An 18,753-nucleotide genomic window follows, 5' to 3' on the forward strand; every position below is an offset into this window, starting at 1 on the left:
CGATTACGTAATTTTGCAGATGTTCATGACTCTCATGTCTGTGAAAGTTGATTATGCGCAGCCTGGGCGGGGCGATATCTCGCCCGCACCCGGCCTCGAAAAAGTGTTTCTTTCACCCACGTGATCGGCGAGGAGAACACGATGCTGGAACTTTTTGGCCAGACCTTGGCCGATGACGAATATTACGCGCCGCTTGCCAGTGTCGAGGACTCGGGGTCGCGCTTCACACCCACGCGAGTCCCACCCCCATGGTGCGGGACGGATCACGACATATGGACAGTTTGGGACGCTCCCCACCTTCACCATGTGGAGCAAGGGTGGAAGATCCATGTGTCGGCGCGGCTGGAGCGCGCGCAGCATGTCCTCGACACGGTAGCGGACGTGTGTTTTGCCGAGGGTGTGCCGTTCAAGCACATCAAGGCCCGTTTCTTCTTCATGTTTCTCCACTACAAGCACGCCCACCGAGCCCAGTCGGGGAAGTTCTGCGCGATATATCCGCCGGACACGGAGACCGCGCGACAGCTTCTCGATCGCCTGGCCGACGCGCTGGCCGACGAGGAGGGCCCGTACATCCTCTCCGACCGCAGGTACCGCGACTCGCGTGTCGTCCACTACCGCTACGGCTCGTTCAGCGGAAGAAGCCGGCTGCGCCCCGACGGAACCAGGGAGATGCTCGTCCGCGACGGCAACGGACATGACGCCGTCGACGCGCGCCAGCCCATGTTCATCCTGCCTGACGGCATCACCGACCCGTTCGTATCCGAGGAGCCGGCGCAGCACCAGGGACCTGCCCTGCTACGCCACTACGAGATCGTCCACGCGGTTCAGCCCAGCAACGCGGGCGGGACCTACGAGGCCAGGGACACGCGCACGGGGCGCACGGTGTTCATCAAGGAGGCCCGCGCGCACAGCGGCCTGACCTGGGACGGGGTGGACGCGCGAGAACGGCTTCGCCGGGAGCGGGACATCCTGACCACCATGCACCAGGCAGCACCCGGGCTGTGCCCGGAGCCGCTGGACTACTTCACGGAATGGGAGCACGACTTCCTCGTCACGGAACATGTGGAGGGTATGTCGCTCAACGCCTGGGTCGCCCGGGTCTCGCCCGTCATCCTGGCCAACCAGTCGCCGGCGGACTTCGCCCGCTACTACGCCGACTGCCAGGCCATCCTTGAATCGCTGGACGAGGACTTGACCCGCCTGCACGACCTCGGTTACAGGTTCGGAGACATCAATCCCCGCAACGTCATCGTCTCCCCCACCGGCACGGCCCGGCTGGTCGACTTCGAGGCCGTGTCCCTCATCGAGGGACCTCCTCTCCAGATCGGCACAGAGGGATACGTACCACCCGCCGAACTGGTCGGCGACGGATCCGATCCCTTCATCCACGACCGGTACGGCATGGCCGCACTCGCCCTGTCGATGCTCGCACCATTGCACAACATCTTCGAGCGGGCTCCCGCCAACCTGGCGTTTCTGGGACGCGATCTCGCGGCGATGGCACCACTGCCGCAACCCCTGTGGGAGCGGGCGACGACCTTCTACGTCGGGGGCGAAACCGGCCATGACATCCACCCCACGCCGGAGCAACTCGACGCCGACCCTCTGGGCTGCCTTGCCTGGCTCGCTGACAAGACGGCCGCGACTCTGCTGGAAACCGCCCATCCGGACAGGCCCGATTGGCTCTTTCCGCCACCGCCCGCGGCCTTCCGGACGAACAACGTGTGCGTCGCCTACGGAACCGCCGGTGTGGTGCACGCCCTGCACGCCGCCGGCGTGGAGATCCCCGAAGAGGTCGAGAAGCGGCTACGAGGCGACGCCCTTGAGAGCCGTCACGACCTGCCACCCGGTCTCCACGTCGGTTTGGCGGGGATCGCCTGGGTTCTGGCCGAGCTCGGCCGGCTCGACGAGGCGATCGACCTGCTCGAGGCCGCGGACGGCCATCCGATCGCGGGAATGTCCACCACGTTGTACGGCGGCCGGGCCGGGATCGGCCTGACGTGGCTCGCCCTGCACCGCAAGACCGGGAACGCCCACCATCTCGACCGGGCGGCATCGGCGGGAGACGAGATCCTCCGAACAACCGATCTGGTGACCACCCTCGGCGACCACGATGCCATCGGGCTGATGCACGGCAGATCCGGGCTGGCGTTGTTCCTCTACTACTTGGCGCGCGACACCGGAGACGATCGTTACCTGGAGGCCGGGCGGCTGCTCCTGCACGAGGAACTGGACCGCGGGATCGACACGCCGGGCGGTGGGCTCTCTTTTCCCGACGACACGGTGACCTTTCGCGCCATGCCGTACCTCGCCGTGGGCGCTGCCGGAGTCGGGATGGCGCTCACTCGATTCGTCGCGACCGCCCCTGACGATCGTTGCGCCATGGCGTTGCCCCGCATCCTCGCGGACACGACCAAGACCTGCTGCGTCGAGCCGGGCCTGTTCACAGGGCTCGCCGGACTGGCCTACTCCCTCACCGACCATGCCGAATGGGCCGGAGACCACACCAACCATGACGACGCTGTCAGGGTGGCAACCGGCTTGTTGAAATACGCGGTCCCGCACCGCAGCGGCATCGGCTTCCTCGGTTCGGCCTCAAGCCGGTTCAACGCCAGCCTGGCAAGCGGCGGCGCCGGAGTGCTTCTGGCACTGAACCGGGTCGTGCGCGGCCCCGGCGACCAGTTCTTCACCCTTGATCTTCCCACTCCGCCGGCGACACGCTCCCGGCCTAGTGGGGTCCGATAAGCCGGGCTGCGGTGCCTACGCGCCCCTTTATGACGGAGGGAGGTGATTAAACATGATCACGATTCTGGCTCTTCAGCAGCTTGCTGGTGAGGTCGAGATCGACGCGCCTGGCAGCTCATGGAGCTACGTCAAATGCCAATGCCCCGAGGATAACGGTCCGAGTCCGCTGTAAGTGGGTGTGGTGGGCCCGGTTCTTTGTTCTGGGTCTCCTGGTGGGGGTCCGATGAGCCGGGCTGTACCACCCGTACACCCTTACACCACGGAGGGAGGTGATTAAACATGACCACGATTCTGGCTCTTCAGCAGCTTGCTGGTGAGGTCGAGATCGACGCACCGATCAGCAGCTACAGCTTCACCAAGTGCATCGGGGATAGCGACGGTAATAGCCCGCTGTAAGTAGGTGTGGTAGGCCCGGTTCTTTGTTCTGGAGCGTCTAACAGGGCTCCGGTGAGCCGGGCTGTACCACCCGTACGCCCCTACGCCACGGAGGGAGGTGATTAAACATGACCACGATTCTGGCTCTCCAGCAGCTTGCCCCCTACCTCGAAACCGACGTGCCGTGCAGCAGCCTCAGCACCAACTGTCAGGGTGAAAGCGGTGGCAATAGCCCGCACTAAGCGGGTGCGGTGGGCCTGGCTCTTCACTCTGGATCGCTTAGCGGGGTTTCTATGAGCCGGGTCGTAGTGCCTGAACACTCATCACGACGGAGGGAGGTGATCACAGATGACCACGATTCTGGCTCTCCAGCAGCTTGCCGGAAAGATCGATAATGACGCGCCGTGCAGCCAGCTCAGCCTCAGCCGCTGCCACGGCGAGAGTGACGGCGGCAACAACCCGCTGTAAGCGGGTGCGGCACGCTCGACACCACAACAGGGTGGGTCACCGCGACCGAGGTGACCCACCCTGTTCAATGAACGATTTCGAAGGACCTCCGTGAGTCGCGATTTCCGTCTTTTCTGGACCGGTCAGACAATCTCCAGGTTTGGGTCGGTGTTCACCGCTGTCGTCCTCCCCATCATCGCGATCCGGCACTTGGGCGCGACGGCTACGGACGTCGCCGTGATCGTCGCCGCGGGAACGGCGAGCGTCCTCGCCTTCGGCCTGCTCGCCGGGGTGTGGGCGGATCGAGTCCCTCGGAGGCGTCCCTACCTCATCGCCTGCGATCTCGTCGCCGCGGCGACGCTCGGCGTGGTCACCGTGGCATTGGCGACAGGGCACCTGGCGGTGTGGGTTCTGGCGGGGTTCGCTTTCACGTTCGGTCTGATCGGTGTCTTCATCGAGGCGCTGTACTTCGCCCACCTCCGCAGCATCGTCGGAGCCGACGCGGTGACACGGGCACGTGCACGATTGCAGGGCGGGGAGTACGTCGGCAGTGTGCTCGGCCGCGTCGTGGCCGGTCCGGTCGTGGTGGTCGGCGGCATGGTGGTTCCCCTGCTCGTCGACATGGCCTCCTACCTGGTCAACGCGGCGTGTCTCGTCTTCATCAGGAAACCGGAGCCTCCGGTTCCCGGACGCCGTGGTCGCATCGACCGCGCCGAACTCGTGGCGGGCTTCGCCGCCCTGCGTGATGAGCCGTTTCTGCGGCGGCTGATGCCGTTCGTCGCCGTCGACTCGTTCGCGGGCGGGATGGTGTCGGCGGTGCAGGCGGTCTTCCTGCTGACCGTCCTGGCCATACCGACCGCCTGGTACGGCTCCCTGTTCGTGCTGATCGGCGTCGCCGGCGCTGTGGGGACGATCATCAGCGACCGGCTGGTGAACCGTTTCGACGGGCGTCACATGGCGATCGGGGGCTTTCTCGGCGGTGTCGCCGCCACGGCACTGCTTCCTCTGGCGAGTGGGCCCCTGCCGGTCGCGGCAGTCGTCGCCGCGCTCGGGATCGGGCTGCCGGCATTGTTCGGCGCGATCTCCAATGTCGGCCTCACCGGATTCGTCACCACAGCGGTGTCGGAGGAGGTGCTCGGCCGTACATCGGTGAGCATGCAGCTCATAACCGCCAGCACCCGCATTGCCGGAGCTCTGGCCGGTGGCCTCGTGGCAGACGCGCTCGGCGCACGGCCCACGCTCTGGGCCGCCGTGATCCTTTCGTTGCTCGTCAGCCTGACGCTCCTTCCCCTCGCCAGAACGATGCCGGAACGACTCGTCCCATCAGGAGAGATGAACCCATGACCCTGCGGGAGGCACCGCGCGACGACCTCGTGGAACTCATCCACGGCCACCGGGTCAGCGACCCCTACCGATGGCTCGAAGACCCCGGCAGCACCGCGACACGCGCCTGGTCGGACCGGCAGCGAGCGCTCACGGACGCCTACTTCGACGGCTGCGCCGTACGGCAGGCGGCACTGGTCAGGCTGGCCGAGCTGGACCATGTCACCGCGGATTCCCCGCCGACCCGGTCGGGCGGCCGGATCTTCGTCGCGCGCCGGCCATCCGGGGACGGTACGCGATCCATCTACGTGCAGGAACCAGACGGTGCCGAGAGGCTCCTCGTCGACGCGTCGCGGCTGGGCGGCGAAGCGTCACTGACGCGTTGGCACCCGTCGCCCGGCGGTCGTTTTCTGGCCTATCAGGTCGTTTCCGGCAGTGGTGAGCGGGCCGTCCTCCACGTGGTCGACGTCGCCACCGGCTCCCCGGTCGACCGGCCGATCGACCGGCTCTGGTATGCCTCGGTGGCCTGGCTGCCGGACGGTTCGGGCTTCTACTACGTTCGCTGCCGGCCTTCGCCGGGAGCGGGACTCCACCGCCGCCTGCACCTGCACTTTCTCGGCTCCGACCCGGACCGCGACGACATCGAGGTGTTCGGCGGCGACCTGCCGGCGGGCGCTGGTTTGACCGTCGATCTCAACCTGGGCCGATGGCTGGTCGTTCACACCACGACGGGAGTGGGGGGCGCCACGGACGTATGGCTTGCCGATCTTGATCAGGGCCGGTTCGACTCTCCACCTCTGGCGGCGGTGGTGCGGGGTGTTGACGCGCGGACCGTCGCGCGTGTCTCTCCTGAGGGCGTGCTCTATTTACTCACCACCTATCAGGCGCCGCGCGGACGCCTGTGCCGTGCCGACCCGAGAGCACCGGATGTGACCAACTGGCGTGACGTTCTGGAGGAAGACCCTCAGGCGACGCTCGTGACGGTGGCCTTCGCGGACGGCGCGCTGCCGGAACTGCTCGCGGTGCACATGCGACACGGACGCCACGAGGTGAGCGTTCACGACCGTGTGCGAGGTCGCAGGCTTCGCACCCTGGAACTGCCGGGCATCGGCAGCGTCTCCAATGTGACCGAACCGCGTGAAGGCGGGTCGACGATCTGGCTCGGCTATACCGACTACCTCACACCTTCCTCGCGGTTGCGCTACCAAGCGGGTGACCGTGTCCTGCGCGGCCGGCGGCCCGCGATCGAACAATCGCAGAAGGTCTGCTCACGTCACATCACCTACGAGTCCACCGACGGCACCGCCGTGCCGATGTTCCTCATAACACCGTCGGAAGCGCCCGATCATCCGCGCCCGACGCTGCTGACGGGGTACGGCGGATTCGGCCAATCGATGCTCCCCTCGTACCAGCCGGAGACGATGGCCTGGGTGGAGGCCGGTGGGGTCGTGGCGATCGCGTGCCTGCGCGGCGGAGGCGAGGAAGGTGAGGCGTGGCATCGTGCGGGCATGCGGGAGCGCAAGCAGAACACGTTCGACGACTTCCACGCCGCGGCGGAGTGGCTGATCGCGCATGGTTACACGACTCCGCGACAACTGGGCATCATGGGGGCGAGCAACGCCGGGCTTCTCGTCGGCGCCGCCCTGACCCAACGCCCGGAGCTGTACGGCGCGGCCGTCTGCGTGGCGTCGCTGTTCGACATGGTCCGTTACCACCTCTTCGGCCTCGGACCCGCCTGGCGTGCCGAGTACGGCAGCGCCGACGACCCGGCCGACCTGCCTCATCTGCTCGCGTATTCGCCATACCACCGGGTCACCGACGGTGTCGACTATCCTCCGACGTTGCTCATCGCGGGGGACGAGGATCGCCGCGTCGACCCCATGCACGCCAGGAAGATGTGCGCCGCTCTCCAGCACGCCGACCCGTCACGTCGCGTGCTCTTCCGCATGGCGGAGGGTGTCGGCCACCTCGGTGGTTCCGCGGTGGCGGCCGAGACGTTGGCCTTCCTCGCCCGGGAGACCGGGCTCGCCGAGCTGTCCGGGTTCGACGGCCCGGATCGTTCGCGGCCAATCGTCGGCTCGGCTTCCCGGCGCTAATGTGCGAAGGGTGTATGTGAAGATTTGCGGGCTGCGCGAGCCCGAGCATGTGACGGCCGCCGTCGAGGCGGGTGCCGACGCGATCGGTTTCGTCCTCACCAGGAGTTCCCGGCGGGTCACCCCCGAGCGGGCGCGTGAGCTGGCCGCGATGGTGCCCCCGCACGTGCTGACCGTGGCGGTGTTCGCCGGTGAGTCCTCCGAGGAGGTCCGGGCGGTCACGCTGGAGGCCGGAGTGCGCGCCGTCCAGCTGCACGGCGACCACCCGCACGAGGACTTCACCGCGTTGAAGGACCTCGGCGTCACGCTGATCCGCGCCGGAGCCGCGAGCGTCGACCTGCGCTGCGGTGCGTTCGACGAGGACCTGCTCATCATCGACGCGCCCAAACCCGGCTCGGGGGAGCCATGGGACTGGGCGGTGGTGCGCGGGCGCCCCGCCGGCCGCTGGATGCTGGCGGGAGGCCTGGCCCCGTCGAACGTCGCCGAGGCGATCGCCGCCGCCCAGCCCTGGGGAGTCGACGTGTCGAGCGGCGTGGAGGTCGCGCCCGGCGTGAAGGACGCCGGGCTCATCAGAAGCTTCATCACCGCCGCCCGCGCGGCTGGATGACCCCGCTCCGTCCTTTCCGCGGGCGACGGCCTGGTCGCCAACGGCGGCCGGGTGAACGACCCGGCCGCTCACGGCGATCGAGCGTCCACCCAACCGCGTGCAAGCCGGTGACCAGTGAGGTCCAAGTGACCTGATTTACCCTTCGGGCCTGTGATTTTCAATGTCAGGAACATGGTCGCGGCTCTCGCGATAGGAGCCGCCATCGGCGGTGTCATGACGGCTACCCCGGCCTCCGCCATGACTTCCGGTCCGGTGGCGGTGGCGGTGTCGGCCGCGAAGGCGGCACCCGCGCTCTACAACGGTGACTGCCCGGTGAGCGTCAGCTTCGCGGCCGTGGTCAAGGCCCGGCCCGGAACCAGGATCAGGTATCGCTGGCTGCGGGGAGACGCCGCGGCGGGACCCGTGCAGACGGTCGTGACGAAGGGGCGGGTCACGCTCTGGGACCGGCGCACGTTCACCACCGACACCAGGAGCTGGCAGGCGCTGCAGGTTCTCAGCCCCCGGAAGAGGACATCCAAGAAGGCCCGTTTCCAGGCGAGCTGCCAGGGATCGGTCGTCGTCCAGCCGGATCCCACCTCGACGTTCCGTCCCACTTCGTCCCCTTCGCCCACGCGGACGCCGAGCTCGCCGCCGGCGACTCCGACGCCGAGGCCGACCGCCTCGGGGACGCCCACTTCCGAACCTCAGGTCACCGCGTCGGCGACGGTGACCGAGATAAAGCCCGGGAAGTACGAGGGCTCCTGCTGGAACCCGTTCTACTGGAACACCACGGGCACCCTCAAGGTGTCACGAGTCCCGGCGACCGTGAAGTACCGGTGGATCGACAGCAACGGGTGGAAGTCGCAGGAACAGGTTCGCGAGTTCGCCCGCGGCGGCGCGACCGAGGCCGCGGTCAACTATGAGGAGAGGGTGGCCTTCGACACCCGTTCGGGCTGGCGGGCCATCGAGATCCTCTCCCCGGCCGGGGCCGCGATCTCCAACAAGGTTCCCTACGACATCACGTGCACCGACGAGACCAACGCCACGGTCGCGGTGACGGCGCTCCGCCCGAACTACCGGGGCCCCTGCCCGCCCGCCGACAGCGCGGGGGGCGCCGCGGACCTGCCGTTCTCCGTCAGGATCGAGACGGAGAAGAAGCCGGCTGTCATCAAGTTCCGGCGAATCTGGAACGGGGTGCCGGGACCGGTGGAGGAGGTCAGGTTCAACGAGCTGTACCGGAGCTTCACCGCGCACAAGCCCATCACCGCAGGAGGCGTCGTCTCCCTGGCGATCGAGGTCAACGGGGTCAGGTCGAACGTGGCGACCTCCACGGTGACCTGCGAGAGCGGCACACCTCCGGAGGGGAACGCGAAGGTCGAGTCGGTCAAAGTGGTCCAGGGGGAGTCGTACGTCTACTACTGCGGCTGGAACGCCGACTACCGGCACTACCTGTCCGGTGACATCACCGTGAAGGGGCCGGGCCGGGTGCCGTATCGATGGGTCTACGACTTCGGCCCCTACAAGCAGGTGTCGGAGGTGCACACCGCCTACTTCTACGGTCAGGGCAGCCAGACCGAGCACGTGGTGCGGGGGATACAGCCGACCTACAACGATGGCGCGTCCGTCTGGCTGGAGCTGTTCCCGGACACCCCGCAGGCGGTCACGTCCAACGTGGGGCAGTACAAGGTCTCCTGCCGCCTGTGACCGGAGGGCGCGGCTGATCTGAGGACTCGCGCCGGTGATGGCGCGAGTCCTCTTGTGCTTGGCGCGATGCCGGCATAGCCGTCCACGATCCGGCCGGCGGCGGCCCGGGGATCTGATCCGGGCCGCCCGGTGGTCCGCGCGCTGACGCGTTATCCGATCGTTCGCCGCCCAGTGTCTTCCTGACGTGGGCGGCGGGATCGTCACGCGCCTTGGGGGGCGCGCCTAAACGATCATCCGGTGACGCTCTCCTCGCCGTTCTCGATGTGTCCCATCAGGCGGCGGGCGAAGCCGCCGCCGGCGGCGTCGGTGATCTGAAAGTCGTACCACCCGTCCGTGGTCCGGTAGCTGAAACGGTCGCTGCCGCCGGGTGCCAGCCGGATGCTGTGCGGCGCGCCGCCGTAGGCCAAGGGGGAGACCTCGATCTCGGCGGTCGAGTGACCGAGGTTGGTGACGGTGACGTCGATCGTCCGCGAGGCCGCGTTGATCTCGCTGGACACCTCGACGCTGTCCCCGAGGTCGCCGCGGAACTCGCGGCGGAAGCCGTTCGGGCCGGTCAGCACGAGGTCGTACCTCGCGATGGGGAAGTAGACCACCTCGCGAAGGTCGTCGAGGACGTCGAAGTGCTGCGGCCGGGGGAGTTCCCCCATGTGGCCGCGGAGGGTCATGTGGGCGCTGGCCGTTCCCCCATTGGTCATGGTGATCTCCAGGGTGCTGCCCCGGCGCCGGGCCGAGGCGTCCGGCTGGTACGGCAGGGCGCGGGCGGGCTTGGTGCCCGGTTCCTGGACGGGCATCCGCTGCTCGGCCGGCACGGTCGGATACCAGCGGTCACCGGCGGCGACCTTGACGGGCGGGAACGTCGTCACCTGGGGCCGGGACCTCGGGGTGCCGAAGTCGAAGGCGGAGGTGAGGTCACCGGCGACGGTCCGCCGCCACCGGCTGATGTCGGGAGCCTTGATGCCGAGCCAGGTTTCCAGGAAGCGCACGGTCGAGCTGTGGTCGAAGGTCTCCGAGCAGACGTAGCCGCCGACGCTCCAGGGCGAGACCGCGATCATCGGCACCCGCATGCCCAGGCCCAGAGGCCGTCCGTTGACGAACTCGTCCGACGTGCCGTCCGGCGGCACGGGCGGCGGGACATGGTCGAAGAAGCCGTCGTTCTCGTCGTAGGTGATGAACACCGCCGTGTTCGACCACACGTCCGGATGAGAGGCGAGCGCGTCGAGCACCTGGTAGATGATCTTTCCGCTCTCGACCGCGGACGATCCCTCGGGGTGCTCGCAGTCGGCCAGCGAGGTGACGATGTAGGACACCGCGGGCAGCCGCCCGGCGGCGACGTCGGCCGCGAACCACTGCCCCAGACCGCCGGTGTGAGTACGGCGAAGCCCCCGGTCGTAGAGCTCGCGGTCGGCGGGATCGAGCGCGGAGACCTTCTCCTCCAGCGCCGCGAGCAACGGCGTGGGATCCTCGGCCTGGCGGACCGCCCGGTAGAAAGCACGCAGGCTGCTGGGCTGTCCCAGTTTGGCCATGACGGCCTTGAAGGTCGCGAAGAGCTCCAGGTTGTTGCACTCGTAGTTGTCCCACTCCTGGTACACCTGCCAGCTGTGCCCGGCCTGGCTCAGCAGCTCGGGCACCGTGACCCAGGAGTAGCCCGGATGATCGTCGATCTCACCCTCGCTGGCCACGTTGTCGATGGCCCGCTGTTCGGTGCCAGGCTCATATCCGGTGTATCCGGAGATGTGATAGTTGCGGTTCGGTGTCGTGGAACTCAGCAGCGAGCAGTGATAGGCGTCGCAGACGGTGAAGGTGTCGGCGAGCTCGTAGTGGAACGGCAGGTCCCGCCGGTCGTAGAACCCCATGCTGGAGGGACCCTTGTTGGGCACCCAGGCGTCGAGCCAGCCCATCGCCCAGGCGTTCTGCGTGCCGAGCCAGCTGTGGTCATGGCTGTCGAGCAACATCGGGTCCGCCCCGGCCTGCTGGGCGGCCTCGCGGATCGAGAAGGGCAGCACGCCGTCCTGCTCGAAGATCGGTTTCCATGCGCGGGTGGTCACCGCGTTGCGGTCGCCGTAGCCCCGAACCCCTCGCAGGCTGCCGAAGTAGTGATCGAAAGAGCGGTTCTCCTGCATGATGAACACGACGTGCTTGATGTCTGACAGCCCGTTGGACGGGCGGGGCTCTGCCAGTGCCCGCAACAGGGAGGGTGGAAGCAGGGAGTCGGACGGCATGCTGATGAGAAACCCTTCGTGACATGGTCGAGGGACGACGGCGGGAGCCGGAGACTGCCGGGTGAGCTGGGGGATGTCCTTCAGCAACAGAGCATGGCCGATAGAGGTCACACATCTCAACACGCCTCAATACACCCAGAATTTGACCATCTTCTCAGCCCTTGGCAGGGGGGCATCCACGTGTTCAGGTGAGTTTCGTTGGTCATCTTGATCGAGACGTCTGCCGCAAGACGCGATGCCTTGGCGTTCAAGAAGTTGGCTACGTGAGCCAGAGGTTCGGCCTCAGGACAATCGTCCTTTTGAGCTCTCCGCGACCCTGGAGTCGTATCCGTTCGGGATCGTTTGTCACCTTCATTAGTGCGGTGACCACTTAGGTTTACCGGGTCCTGGCATGCCGTACGGCTTGCGTCGTTTGATGACCTGCCCTGCTGCCGGTACCGGCCCAATCGGCACCGACAGCAGGAGGAGCGCATGGCTGAGCCCGTCAGAGCCCGGCGATCAACCGACGCCGAAGGTCAACTGCTGCAACGCCTGGTACGGCGAGGCAAACACGGCTCGATCCGGATACGCAGAGCGCTGATCATCATGGCGTCCGTCGGCGGCACTACGGCCCCGGCGATCGCGCACCTGGTCGCGGCCGATGAAGACACCGTCCATGATGTCATCCACGCCTTCAACGCCCGGGGCTGGAGGCGCTCGAACCCGCATCTGGAAGGAGTCCACCGATCCGCAGCGGGAGGCCGAACTGGACCGGATCGAGGAGGCCACCAGCCGATTCCCGATGCGGTGTTTCGCCTTCGACCAGTTCGGACCATTGTCGCTCCGGCCCTCCCGTGGCAGTGGCTGGGCAAAAGAGAGCAGGCCGGATCGGCTGCCGGCCACCTAATGGGCGGCTCTGATCACCCCAACCACACCGTGCTGGCCCGCAAGCTCCAGGCTTATCTGCGCTGGCGCAACGCCAACGCCCGTCATCCCGACGGGCTGGCCGCACAACGGCGAGAACGCGCCCGGGTCCGAAGTGAGAAACAGCGCCGATGGGGACGCCCCAAGACCTGAGCCGCATGATCAGCCAACCCAGTGAACGTTCATGATCATCGCACTAGATGAAACCGAACCTGTCCGGCCCGGTGAACCTATCTGATCACCGCAGAAGTCGCCGCCAGGTGCAGGAGGAGCCGAGTTTCCTGGTCGTATAGGCCTCGGTTCAGTCGGGGGACGACGATTACGGCGGCTGTCGTCCGGCACCAGTTCATGAGTCGGTCAGGGTCCATATCCGGGATCAGGGCGGTGAGGCGGGCGATGTTCTCCTCAAGGTCGTGAAGTTCTGCGGCCTGCGCGAGGACCCAGTCGACGGCATCGAATGCAGGATCGCCGATGCTGGGCCGCGGGTCGATCACGACGAGGCCATGACTGTCGCTGATGAGGACGTTCCCAGGGTGCAGGTCTCCGTGGACCAGCCCGGCCGGGCCGTCCGCGGCCAGGGCGAGCGCGGCGGTTCGGCAGCGCTCGAGGAGACCGTGGTCGAGGTGCGATTCCGCTGGGCTGTCCCGCCATCGGCCGATGGTCAGGTTGAAGAGAAAATCGACGCGCTGCCGGAGTGCGGGAAGCCTGTTCTTGGGGCTCGCGGTCAGGCGGAGCGAGCGGAGAAGCATCGCGACGTCTTCAATCGGCAGCCGATCGACCCGGCTGCCGGGTTTCACGGCCTCCAACAGCAGCGCCCCCGACTCGCGATCCGAGTCGATCAACGAGACCACATGAGGGTTGTCCGCCCACGCCCGAAGTGCGGCCGCCTCGGTGACACCGATCTCCGGCTCGGGAGTGAGCTTGAGAAAGGCCGAGCTGCCATCGGCCCGCCGTACGTGGAAGGCACGCGAGGTGTTGCCCGCCGCGACGGCGGCGACGACCTCCAGATCCCAGCGCCGGGCGAGTCTTTCCAAGAACTCGGGCAGAGCGGCAAACCAGTCGCGAAAGCCAGGGCCGAACCGGCTGACAAGCCTGGTCTCGGTGGCCGGATCAAGGGTCAGATCAAGCATGCGGCAGTGTCGCACACGGCACCGGGCTACTCGTCGTACGGGGCAGTCGGTAATCACCACCATGAGGCTCGCCGTACCGGCGTCCGGCAGGATCGAACCCGGTGAACCTAAGCGGTCACCGTGCTAGGGACGGATGCTTCGCCATCTTGGGTGCCAGCTCACGCCCATGCCAGGCCATGTAAGCCTCACCCTTGAAGGTCTCTAGTAATAGCCTTTGAGTGGGCTACCCATTCCCCTCGATCAGGGAAGACCGGCAGCCGACGATGACGGCGAGAAGACACGATGCGCCGAAGCATTGAGATCCTGGGTGTGGTGGTGCTCCTCGTGCTGGATGCTCTCCTGGTGCTGTGCGCCGCCAGCCTGTTCGTGTCCTACTTCTGAGACAGAGCCGCCCGGACGCCGGGAGTCACCACCTCGCGAAAGAGCGCGTCCATCTGCCGGGCGGTGACGGGGGCGTCGCCGTCCACCCGCTGGACCAGCAGTGCCATGAAGGCGCCGACCACGCAGGTCACCACCAGATCGAGTGTGGCCGGCGGACGGGTGTCCGAGGACATGGCCGCGAGCAGTTCGTCACGCACGATCTCGGCGAGGATCTGCTCGACGCGGGTGATGACCACACCCCCGCCACGCCGGCCCAGCAGGGCTCGCACGAGATCGCGCTGCTCGTCGACATGCTCGAACATCGGCAGGCTGAAGGCGAACAGCCGACCCGGCTCGTGCGCATGGCCCGCCTTCAGGAAGGCCGCCAGCTCATCCAGGTTGTCGAACAGCACATCTTGTTTGTCGGTGAAGTGGGCGTAGAAGGTGGACCGGCCGACATCGGCGCGGTTGATGATGTCGCTCACCGTCACCGCGTCATAGCCCTTCTCCAGGATGAGTGCGATCAGGGCCTGCTGGATCGCCTGGCGAGTCCGACGCACCCGCCGGTCCAGACCCTTGGGGGGTGAGTTTCCGAACACCTTCCGTGCCTCCGTCCGATACGGCACAACCGGCCGATTTTGACTGTTGACCTACTCAAGTTACCGAACACACCATTCATAGCTGAACACACTGTTCGGAAACAATGGAGTGCTCATGCCAACAGAAGTGATCACAGTCCATGAGGCCACCAAGTCCTACCGGACCCCCGCCGGAGACTTCCCGGCCCTGGCGGGAGTGGACCTGTCGGTGTCGCCCGGGGAGTTCGTGGCGGTGACTGGCCGCTCGGGCAGCGGCAAGAGCACGCTGCTGAACCTGCTGGCTGGAATCGACCGGCCCACCTCCGGCCAGGTCCGGGTGGCCGGCACCGAGGTGCACGCCCTGCCCGAGCCCCGGCTGTCATCCTGGCGAGGCCGCACCGTGGGGATGGTGTTCCAGTTCTTCCAGTTGCTGCCCACCCTGACGGTGGCCGAGAACGTGATGCTGCCCATGGACTTCTGTGCCACCTACCCCTCCCGCGACCGGCGCCCCCGAGCACTGGAACTTCTGGGGCGGGTGGGCATCGCCGAGCAGGCCGACAAGCTGCCCTCCGCCCTGTCCGGCGGCCAGCAGCAGCGAGCCGCCATCGCCCGGGCCCTGGCCAACGACCCGCCCGTGCTGCTGGCCGACGAACCCACCGGCAACCTGGACTCGGCCACCGCCGAGGTGATCCTGGATCTGTTCGCCGCCCAAGCCGCCGACGGAACCGCGATCGTGATGGTCACCCATGAGCGTGACCTCAGCCGCTGGGCGCACCGTCAGATCAGCCTGGCCGACGGAAAGATCACCACGGAGGTCACGCGATGAGCCGTCCTCGCTACGCCAAGCTGCGGCGTGACATCCGGGTGGCCCGAGGGCGCATGGCGCTCATGGTCGTGGCCGTCGCGATCAGCCTGGCTGCGATCGGCGCGATGCTGACCGCCCGCACCGTCGTGCTGCGCGAGGCCGCCGCCAACTACGTCGCCACCAACCCCGCCTCAGCCACCCTGGACGTCGAAGGCGGCGTCTCGCCCGCCCTGCTCGACCAGGTTCGCACCCGGCCGGGCATCGCCGACGCCGCCGCCCGCCAGACCGTCACCGCCCGGGTCCGCGTCGGGGATTCCTGGCGCAGGATGCTGCTGTTCGTCATCGACGCCGATGACCCGCTGCGCATCGCCCGCTTCGACATCGAACACGGTGCCTGGCCCCCGCCCGCCGACGGCATCTTGCTCGAACGCTCGGCACTGGCCGTACTCGGCGACCCCGCCACCGTGGCCGTCACCGCACCCAACGGGCAGGCGGGGAGCTTCACCGTGACCGGCGTCGTCCACGATGCGGCTCTGGCACCCGGCACTCAGGAGCGCACCGGGTACGGCTACCTGACCCCTGCGGGACTGGCCCGGCTCGGGCTGACTCCGGACCGAGACCAGCTGAAGATCATCGTTTCCGGAGACCAGGGCGCCGTCGACGCCCGGGCCCGGGAACTGGCCGCCTGGCTGACCGCGGGCGGCCATGCCGTACACGCCATCAATGCGCCGCCGGCGAGCAGACACCCGCACCAGAACCAGGTCGACACCATCACGCTGCTGTTCCTCGGCTTCGCCGTCGCGGCACTGATCTTGGCGGCCGTCGTGGTCGCCACAACCCTGGGCGGCATGCTCGCCCAGCAGACCCGCCAGATCGGTGTGCTGAAGACTCTGGGCGCGACCACCTCGCAGATCCTCGGCACCTATCTCCTGCTCGCCCTCGCCGTCGCGGCGGCTGCGGTCGTCCTCGCTGTCGTGCCGTCCGTTTTAGCGGGGCTGGCTTTGGCCGACATGATGGCCAGCCTGCTCAATCTCGACATCATTGACGCCTCCGTGCCCGGCTGGGTCTTCGCCGTCCTGGCCGCATCCGGGCTCGGCGTGCCGCTGCTCGTCGCACTCGTGCCGCTGACGCGGGCCGCCCGGACCACGGTGCGGGCGGCCCTCGACCATCGTGGTGTCACCGCGAGCCGGACCGGTGGCCGGCCCTCCCGGATCGCGGGCGGCAACCGCCTGCTCTCCTTCGCCGTCCGCAACGCGCTGCGCAGACGCGGCCGGCTGGCACTCACCCTCGCCCTGCTTACCGCGGGCGGCGCCCTGTTCACCGGCGGGCTGAACACCGCGGGCGCATGGAACGCCTGGGTCGAGGACGGCCTGGCGCGCCGCTCCTACGACGCCGAAATCCTCCTGTCCGAACCCGTTTCCGCCGGCCGGATCACCGCCCTGTTGCGCGATGTCGGCGGTCTGACCTCGGCTGAGCCGCTCAGCGTTCTGCCTGCCGTCCCCGTCCGCGGCGGGCAGGTCGAGGTGTCTCGCACCTACCCCGACGGCGGTCACGGCGCGCTCAACCTCATCGCGCTTCCCGCCGAGAGTGCACTGATCGACTTCGAGCTTCTGGGCGGCCGTTGGCTGCGCGGCGGTGACCGTGACGGAGTGGTCCTGAACCAGGGTGCCGTAACCCGGCTGGGAAACCCTGCCCTGGGCGAGCAGGTCACGCTGAGCGTGGAGGGGAGGAACGTCGTTCTGCGAGTGGTGGGCGTGGTCGCCGAAGTGGGTGGTCCGGCCGCCGCCTACACCGCATCGGATCCGGCAACGGCCACCGCGACCGCTGTCCGGCTGGCCTACGATGATCCCCGCGTTCTCGGCAAGGCCGAGCAGGCCTTCGCCACGGCGAACGTCCAGACTCAGATGATCGTCCCTGTGGAGGAGTTCCGCACCGCCATCGACCAGCACGTGCTGATCTTCATCCAGATCCTCGTCGTCCTGGCAGTGCTCATGGCCGTGGTCGGCGCGCTGGGGCTGGCTTCGGCCATGGGGATCGCGGTCACCGAACGCACCCGCGAGTTCGGCGTCATGCAGACCATTGGCGCCACTCCGTCCACCGTGTGCCTGACGCTCGTCCTGGAAGGCCTGGCCATCGGTCTGGCGGGGTGCCTCATCGCGCTGGCCGCCGGAGTGCCGTTGTCGGCCGGGGTCGGCGACTTCCTCGGGACGCTGTCCTTCGGCCTGCCGCTCCCGTTGAACCTGTCGGTCACCGGGATGGCCGTCTGGGTCATGCTCAGCCTTACCGCTGCCGCGGCGGCCACGCTCACGGCCGCCCGCCGCGCGTCCCGGCTCACCATCCGGGAGATCCTCGCCTATGAGTGACCCTCTGCGGGTGGCCAGCCGCGAAGACCACGCTGGCGGGCGGCACATCGACGAGGTGATGGCCATGAACGGGAGCTGGGCCGACGAGTTGGGGATCGATTCCGCCTCGTGGCTGAAGGCCGACGTGGCCGCTGCGCACGTGGTCGGTGCTAGCTTGATCTTTAACCCGTACGTCGTGGACGCGGGTTAGTGGATTTCTTGGTTCTTGGCTTCGTTGTGCTGGTCTTCGCGCTGGTCAGTCCGGTGGCGGTGTAGACGTCGTGGCGTGGTGCGGGCTGGTTGTTGCGCCGACCGGGTGGCCGTCCTGGTCCGGATCGGGAGGGTTTCGGCGCTTGAGCGGGAGTGGGTGTCGTCGCGCGCAGGTGCCGAAACCCCCGGCGGACACGGGCGGGCGACAGGCGCTGCGGGGGTGCGGGCTCCTCCCAGGGGCGGCGTAGGTCGGCGGCCAACGGCCGGGCCAGCCGGAGCTGGGTATAGACGGCCAGGATCAGCCAGGATCGGCCAGGTCCACCGATCCGCCGCCTGCGGAGCGCGGATCTTGGGGCAGGCCCAGCCGAGAGTCTGTTTGAGCAGGCGGAAGGTGTGCTCGATGTCGAAGCGGCGCAGGAACGCCTGCCACATCCGGTCCACCTCGGCCGCTGCCGCATCCACCCCCGACCACCACAGCCACACCGGTTTCGGGATCGCCCCGCTGGGCAGGTGATCCACCTCCAGACGGATCACGGTGCCCTCGATCACCGGCAATTCCGCGGAGTCGATCCAGGCCGCGCGGCGGGTTAACCGTGGGTGCAGCCGATCCCAGGCCCAGGCGGTGGCCTGCCCGTACAGGCGGGTGCCGGTCGCGGTTGCCACCTCCGGCTCACCCCAGCTGCTCCGGTCGCCGAAGATGAACTCACCGCCGTGGCGCGGCGGCCGGCCATTGGTGCCCGCAACCCGCGCCGGGGTAGCCCGGCGCAACACCCGGTCCGAGCGCATCCGGGCCAGGATCTGCACCGGCAGATCCCGCAGCAGCCACGCCAGGCGAGGCCCGTCGTAGCCGGCGTCGGCCACGATGAGAATGTCCGCATCACCGGCCCGCCACTGCCCGGCGGCCATCAACCGCTCCACCACCTCGCGCAGCTG

12 protein-coding genes and 1 pseudogene are annotated in these 18,753 nt (G+C 67.7%); 9 read left to right on the forward strand and 4 right to left on the reverse strand.

Annotated features, from left to right (window positions below; genetic code table 11):
- The first annotated feature begins 141 nt into the window (after positions 1-141).
- From lanKC to ACFY2X_RS09290, 5 genes are all read left to right on the forward strand, one after another.
- Entirely contained in the window at positions 142-2,745 is a 2,604-nt protein-coding gene (gene lanKC, locus ACFY2X_RS09270) for a class III lanthionine synthetase LanKC (protein ID WP_389934736.1), read from the forward strand.
- A 933-nt stretch (positions 2,746-3,678) separates the two neighbouring features.
- Positions 3,679-4,911, forward strand: a complete 1,233-nt coding sequence (locus tag ACFY2X_RS09275) for an MFS transporter (protein ID WP_389934739.1) — start codon at positions 3,679-3,681, stop codon at positions 4,909-4,911.
- Positions 4,908-6,986, forward strand: coding sequence for a prolyl oligopeptidase family protein (locus tag ACFY2X_RS09280; protein WP_389934742.1), 2,079 nt, complete (start codon positions 4,908-4,910; stop codon positions 6,984-6,986). Before ACFY2X_RS09275 ends, ACFY2X_RS09280 begins: the two co-directional genes overlap by 4 nt.
- 10 nt (positions 6,987-6,996) lie before the next feature.
- Positions 6,997-7,590 (forward strand): phosphoribosylanthranilate isomerase, encoded by a 594-nt coding sequence (locus ACFY2X_RS09285; RefSeq protein ID WP_389934745.1) that lies wholly within the window; start codon positions 6,997-6,999, stop codon positions 7,588-7,590.
- A gap of 150 nt (positions 7,591-7,740) precedes the next feature.
- The gene (locus ACFY2X_RS09290; RefSeq protein WP_389934747.1) at positions 7,741-9,273 is read left to right on the forward strand and encodes a hypothetical protein; all 1,533 of its coding nucleotides are present in this window, start codon (positions 7,741-7,743) and stop codon (positions 9,271-9,273) included.
- A gap of 230 nt (positions 9,274-9,503) precedes the next feature.
- Here ACFY2X_RS09290 and ACFY2X_RS09295 read toward each other — a convergent pair whose 3' ends face one another.
- The gene (locus tag ACFY2X_RS09295) at positions 9,504-11,492 is read right to left on the reverse strand and encodes a phosphocholine-specific phospholipase C (protein WP_389934750.1); all 1,989 of its coding nucleotides are present in this window, start codon (positions 11,490-11,492) and stop codon (positions 9,504-9,506) included.
- Positions 11,493-11,963: 471 nt separating this feature from the next.
- Between ACFY2X_RS09295 and ACFY2X_RS09300 the strand changes: the two are divergent.
- Positions 11,964-12,548, forward strand: a pseudogene (locus ACFY2X_RS09300) (hypothetical protein).
- A 77-nt stretch (positions 12,549-12,625) separates the two neighbouring features.
- Here ACFY2X_RS09300 and ACFY2X_RS09305 read toward each other — a convergent pair.
- Entirely contained in the window at positions 12,626-13,525 is a 900-nt protein-coding gene (locus ACFY2X_RS09305) for an aminoglycoside phosphotransferase family protein (RefSeq protein WP_389934753.1), read from the reverse strand.
- Between the two features lie 371 nt (positions 13,526-13,896).
- Positions 13,897-14,445 (reverse strand): TetR/AcrR family transcriptional regulator, encoded by a 549-nt coding sequence (locus ACFY2X_RS09310; protein WP_389934756.1) that lies wholly within the window; start codon positions 14,443-14,445, stop codon positions 13,897-13,899.
- A gap of 154 nt (positions 14,446-14,599) precedes the next feature.
- Here ACFY2X_RS09310 and ACFY2X_RS09315 point away from each other — a divergent pair, with 154 nt between their 5' ends.
- The 3 genes from ACFY2X_RS09315 to ACFY2X_RS09325 are packed head-to-tail and all read left to right on the forward strand — an operon-like array spanning position 14,600 to position 17,821.
- Entirely contained in the window at positions 14,600-15,289 is a 690-nt protein-coding gene (locus ACFY2X_RS09315; protein ID WP_389934759.1) for an ABC transporter ATP-binding protein, read from the forward strand.
- On the forward strand, positions 15,286-17,631 hold the full coding sequence (locus ACFY2X_RS09320; protein ID WP_389934762.1) for an FtsX-like permease family protein: 2,346 nt from the start codon (positions 15,286-15,288) through the stop codon (positions 17,629-17,631). Before ACFY2X_RS09315 ends, ACFY2X_RS09320 begins: the two co-directional genes overlap by 4 nt.
- Positions 17,624-17,821 (forward strand): hypothetical protein, encoded by a 198-nt coding sequence (locus ACFY2X_RS09325; protein ID WP_389934765.1) that lies wholly within the window; start codon positions 17,624-17,626, stop codon positions 17,819-17,821. The genes ACFY2X_RS09320 and ACFY2X_RS09325 overlap by 8 nt, the downstream gene beginning before the upstream one ends.
- Here ACFY2X_RS09325 and ACFY2X_RS09330 read toward each other — a convergent pair.
- Positions 17,818-18,753: transposase (locus ACFY2X_RS09330; protein ID WP_389934768.1), on the reverse strand; the 936-nt coding region annotated here is incomplete at its 5' end. The genes ACFY2X_RS09325 and ACFY2X_RS09330 overlap by 4 nt on opposite strands.

The sequence above is a fragment of the Streptosporangium sp. NPDC000396 genome, from assembly GCF_042898655.1.
GTDB lineage: Bacteria > Actinomycetota > Actinomycetes > Streptosporangiales > Streptosporangiaceae > Streptosporangium.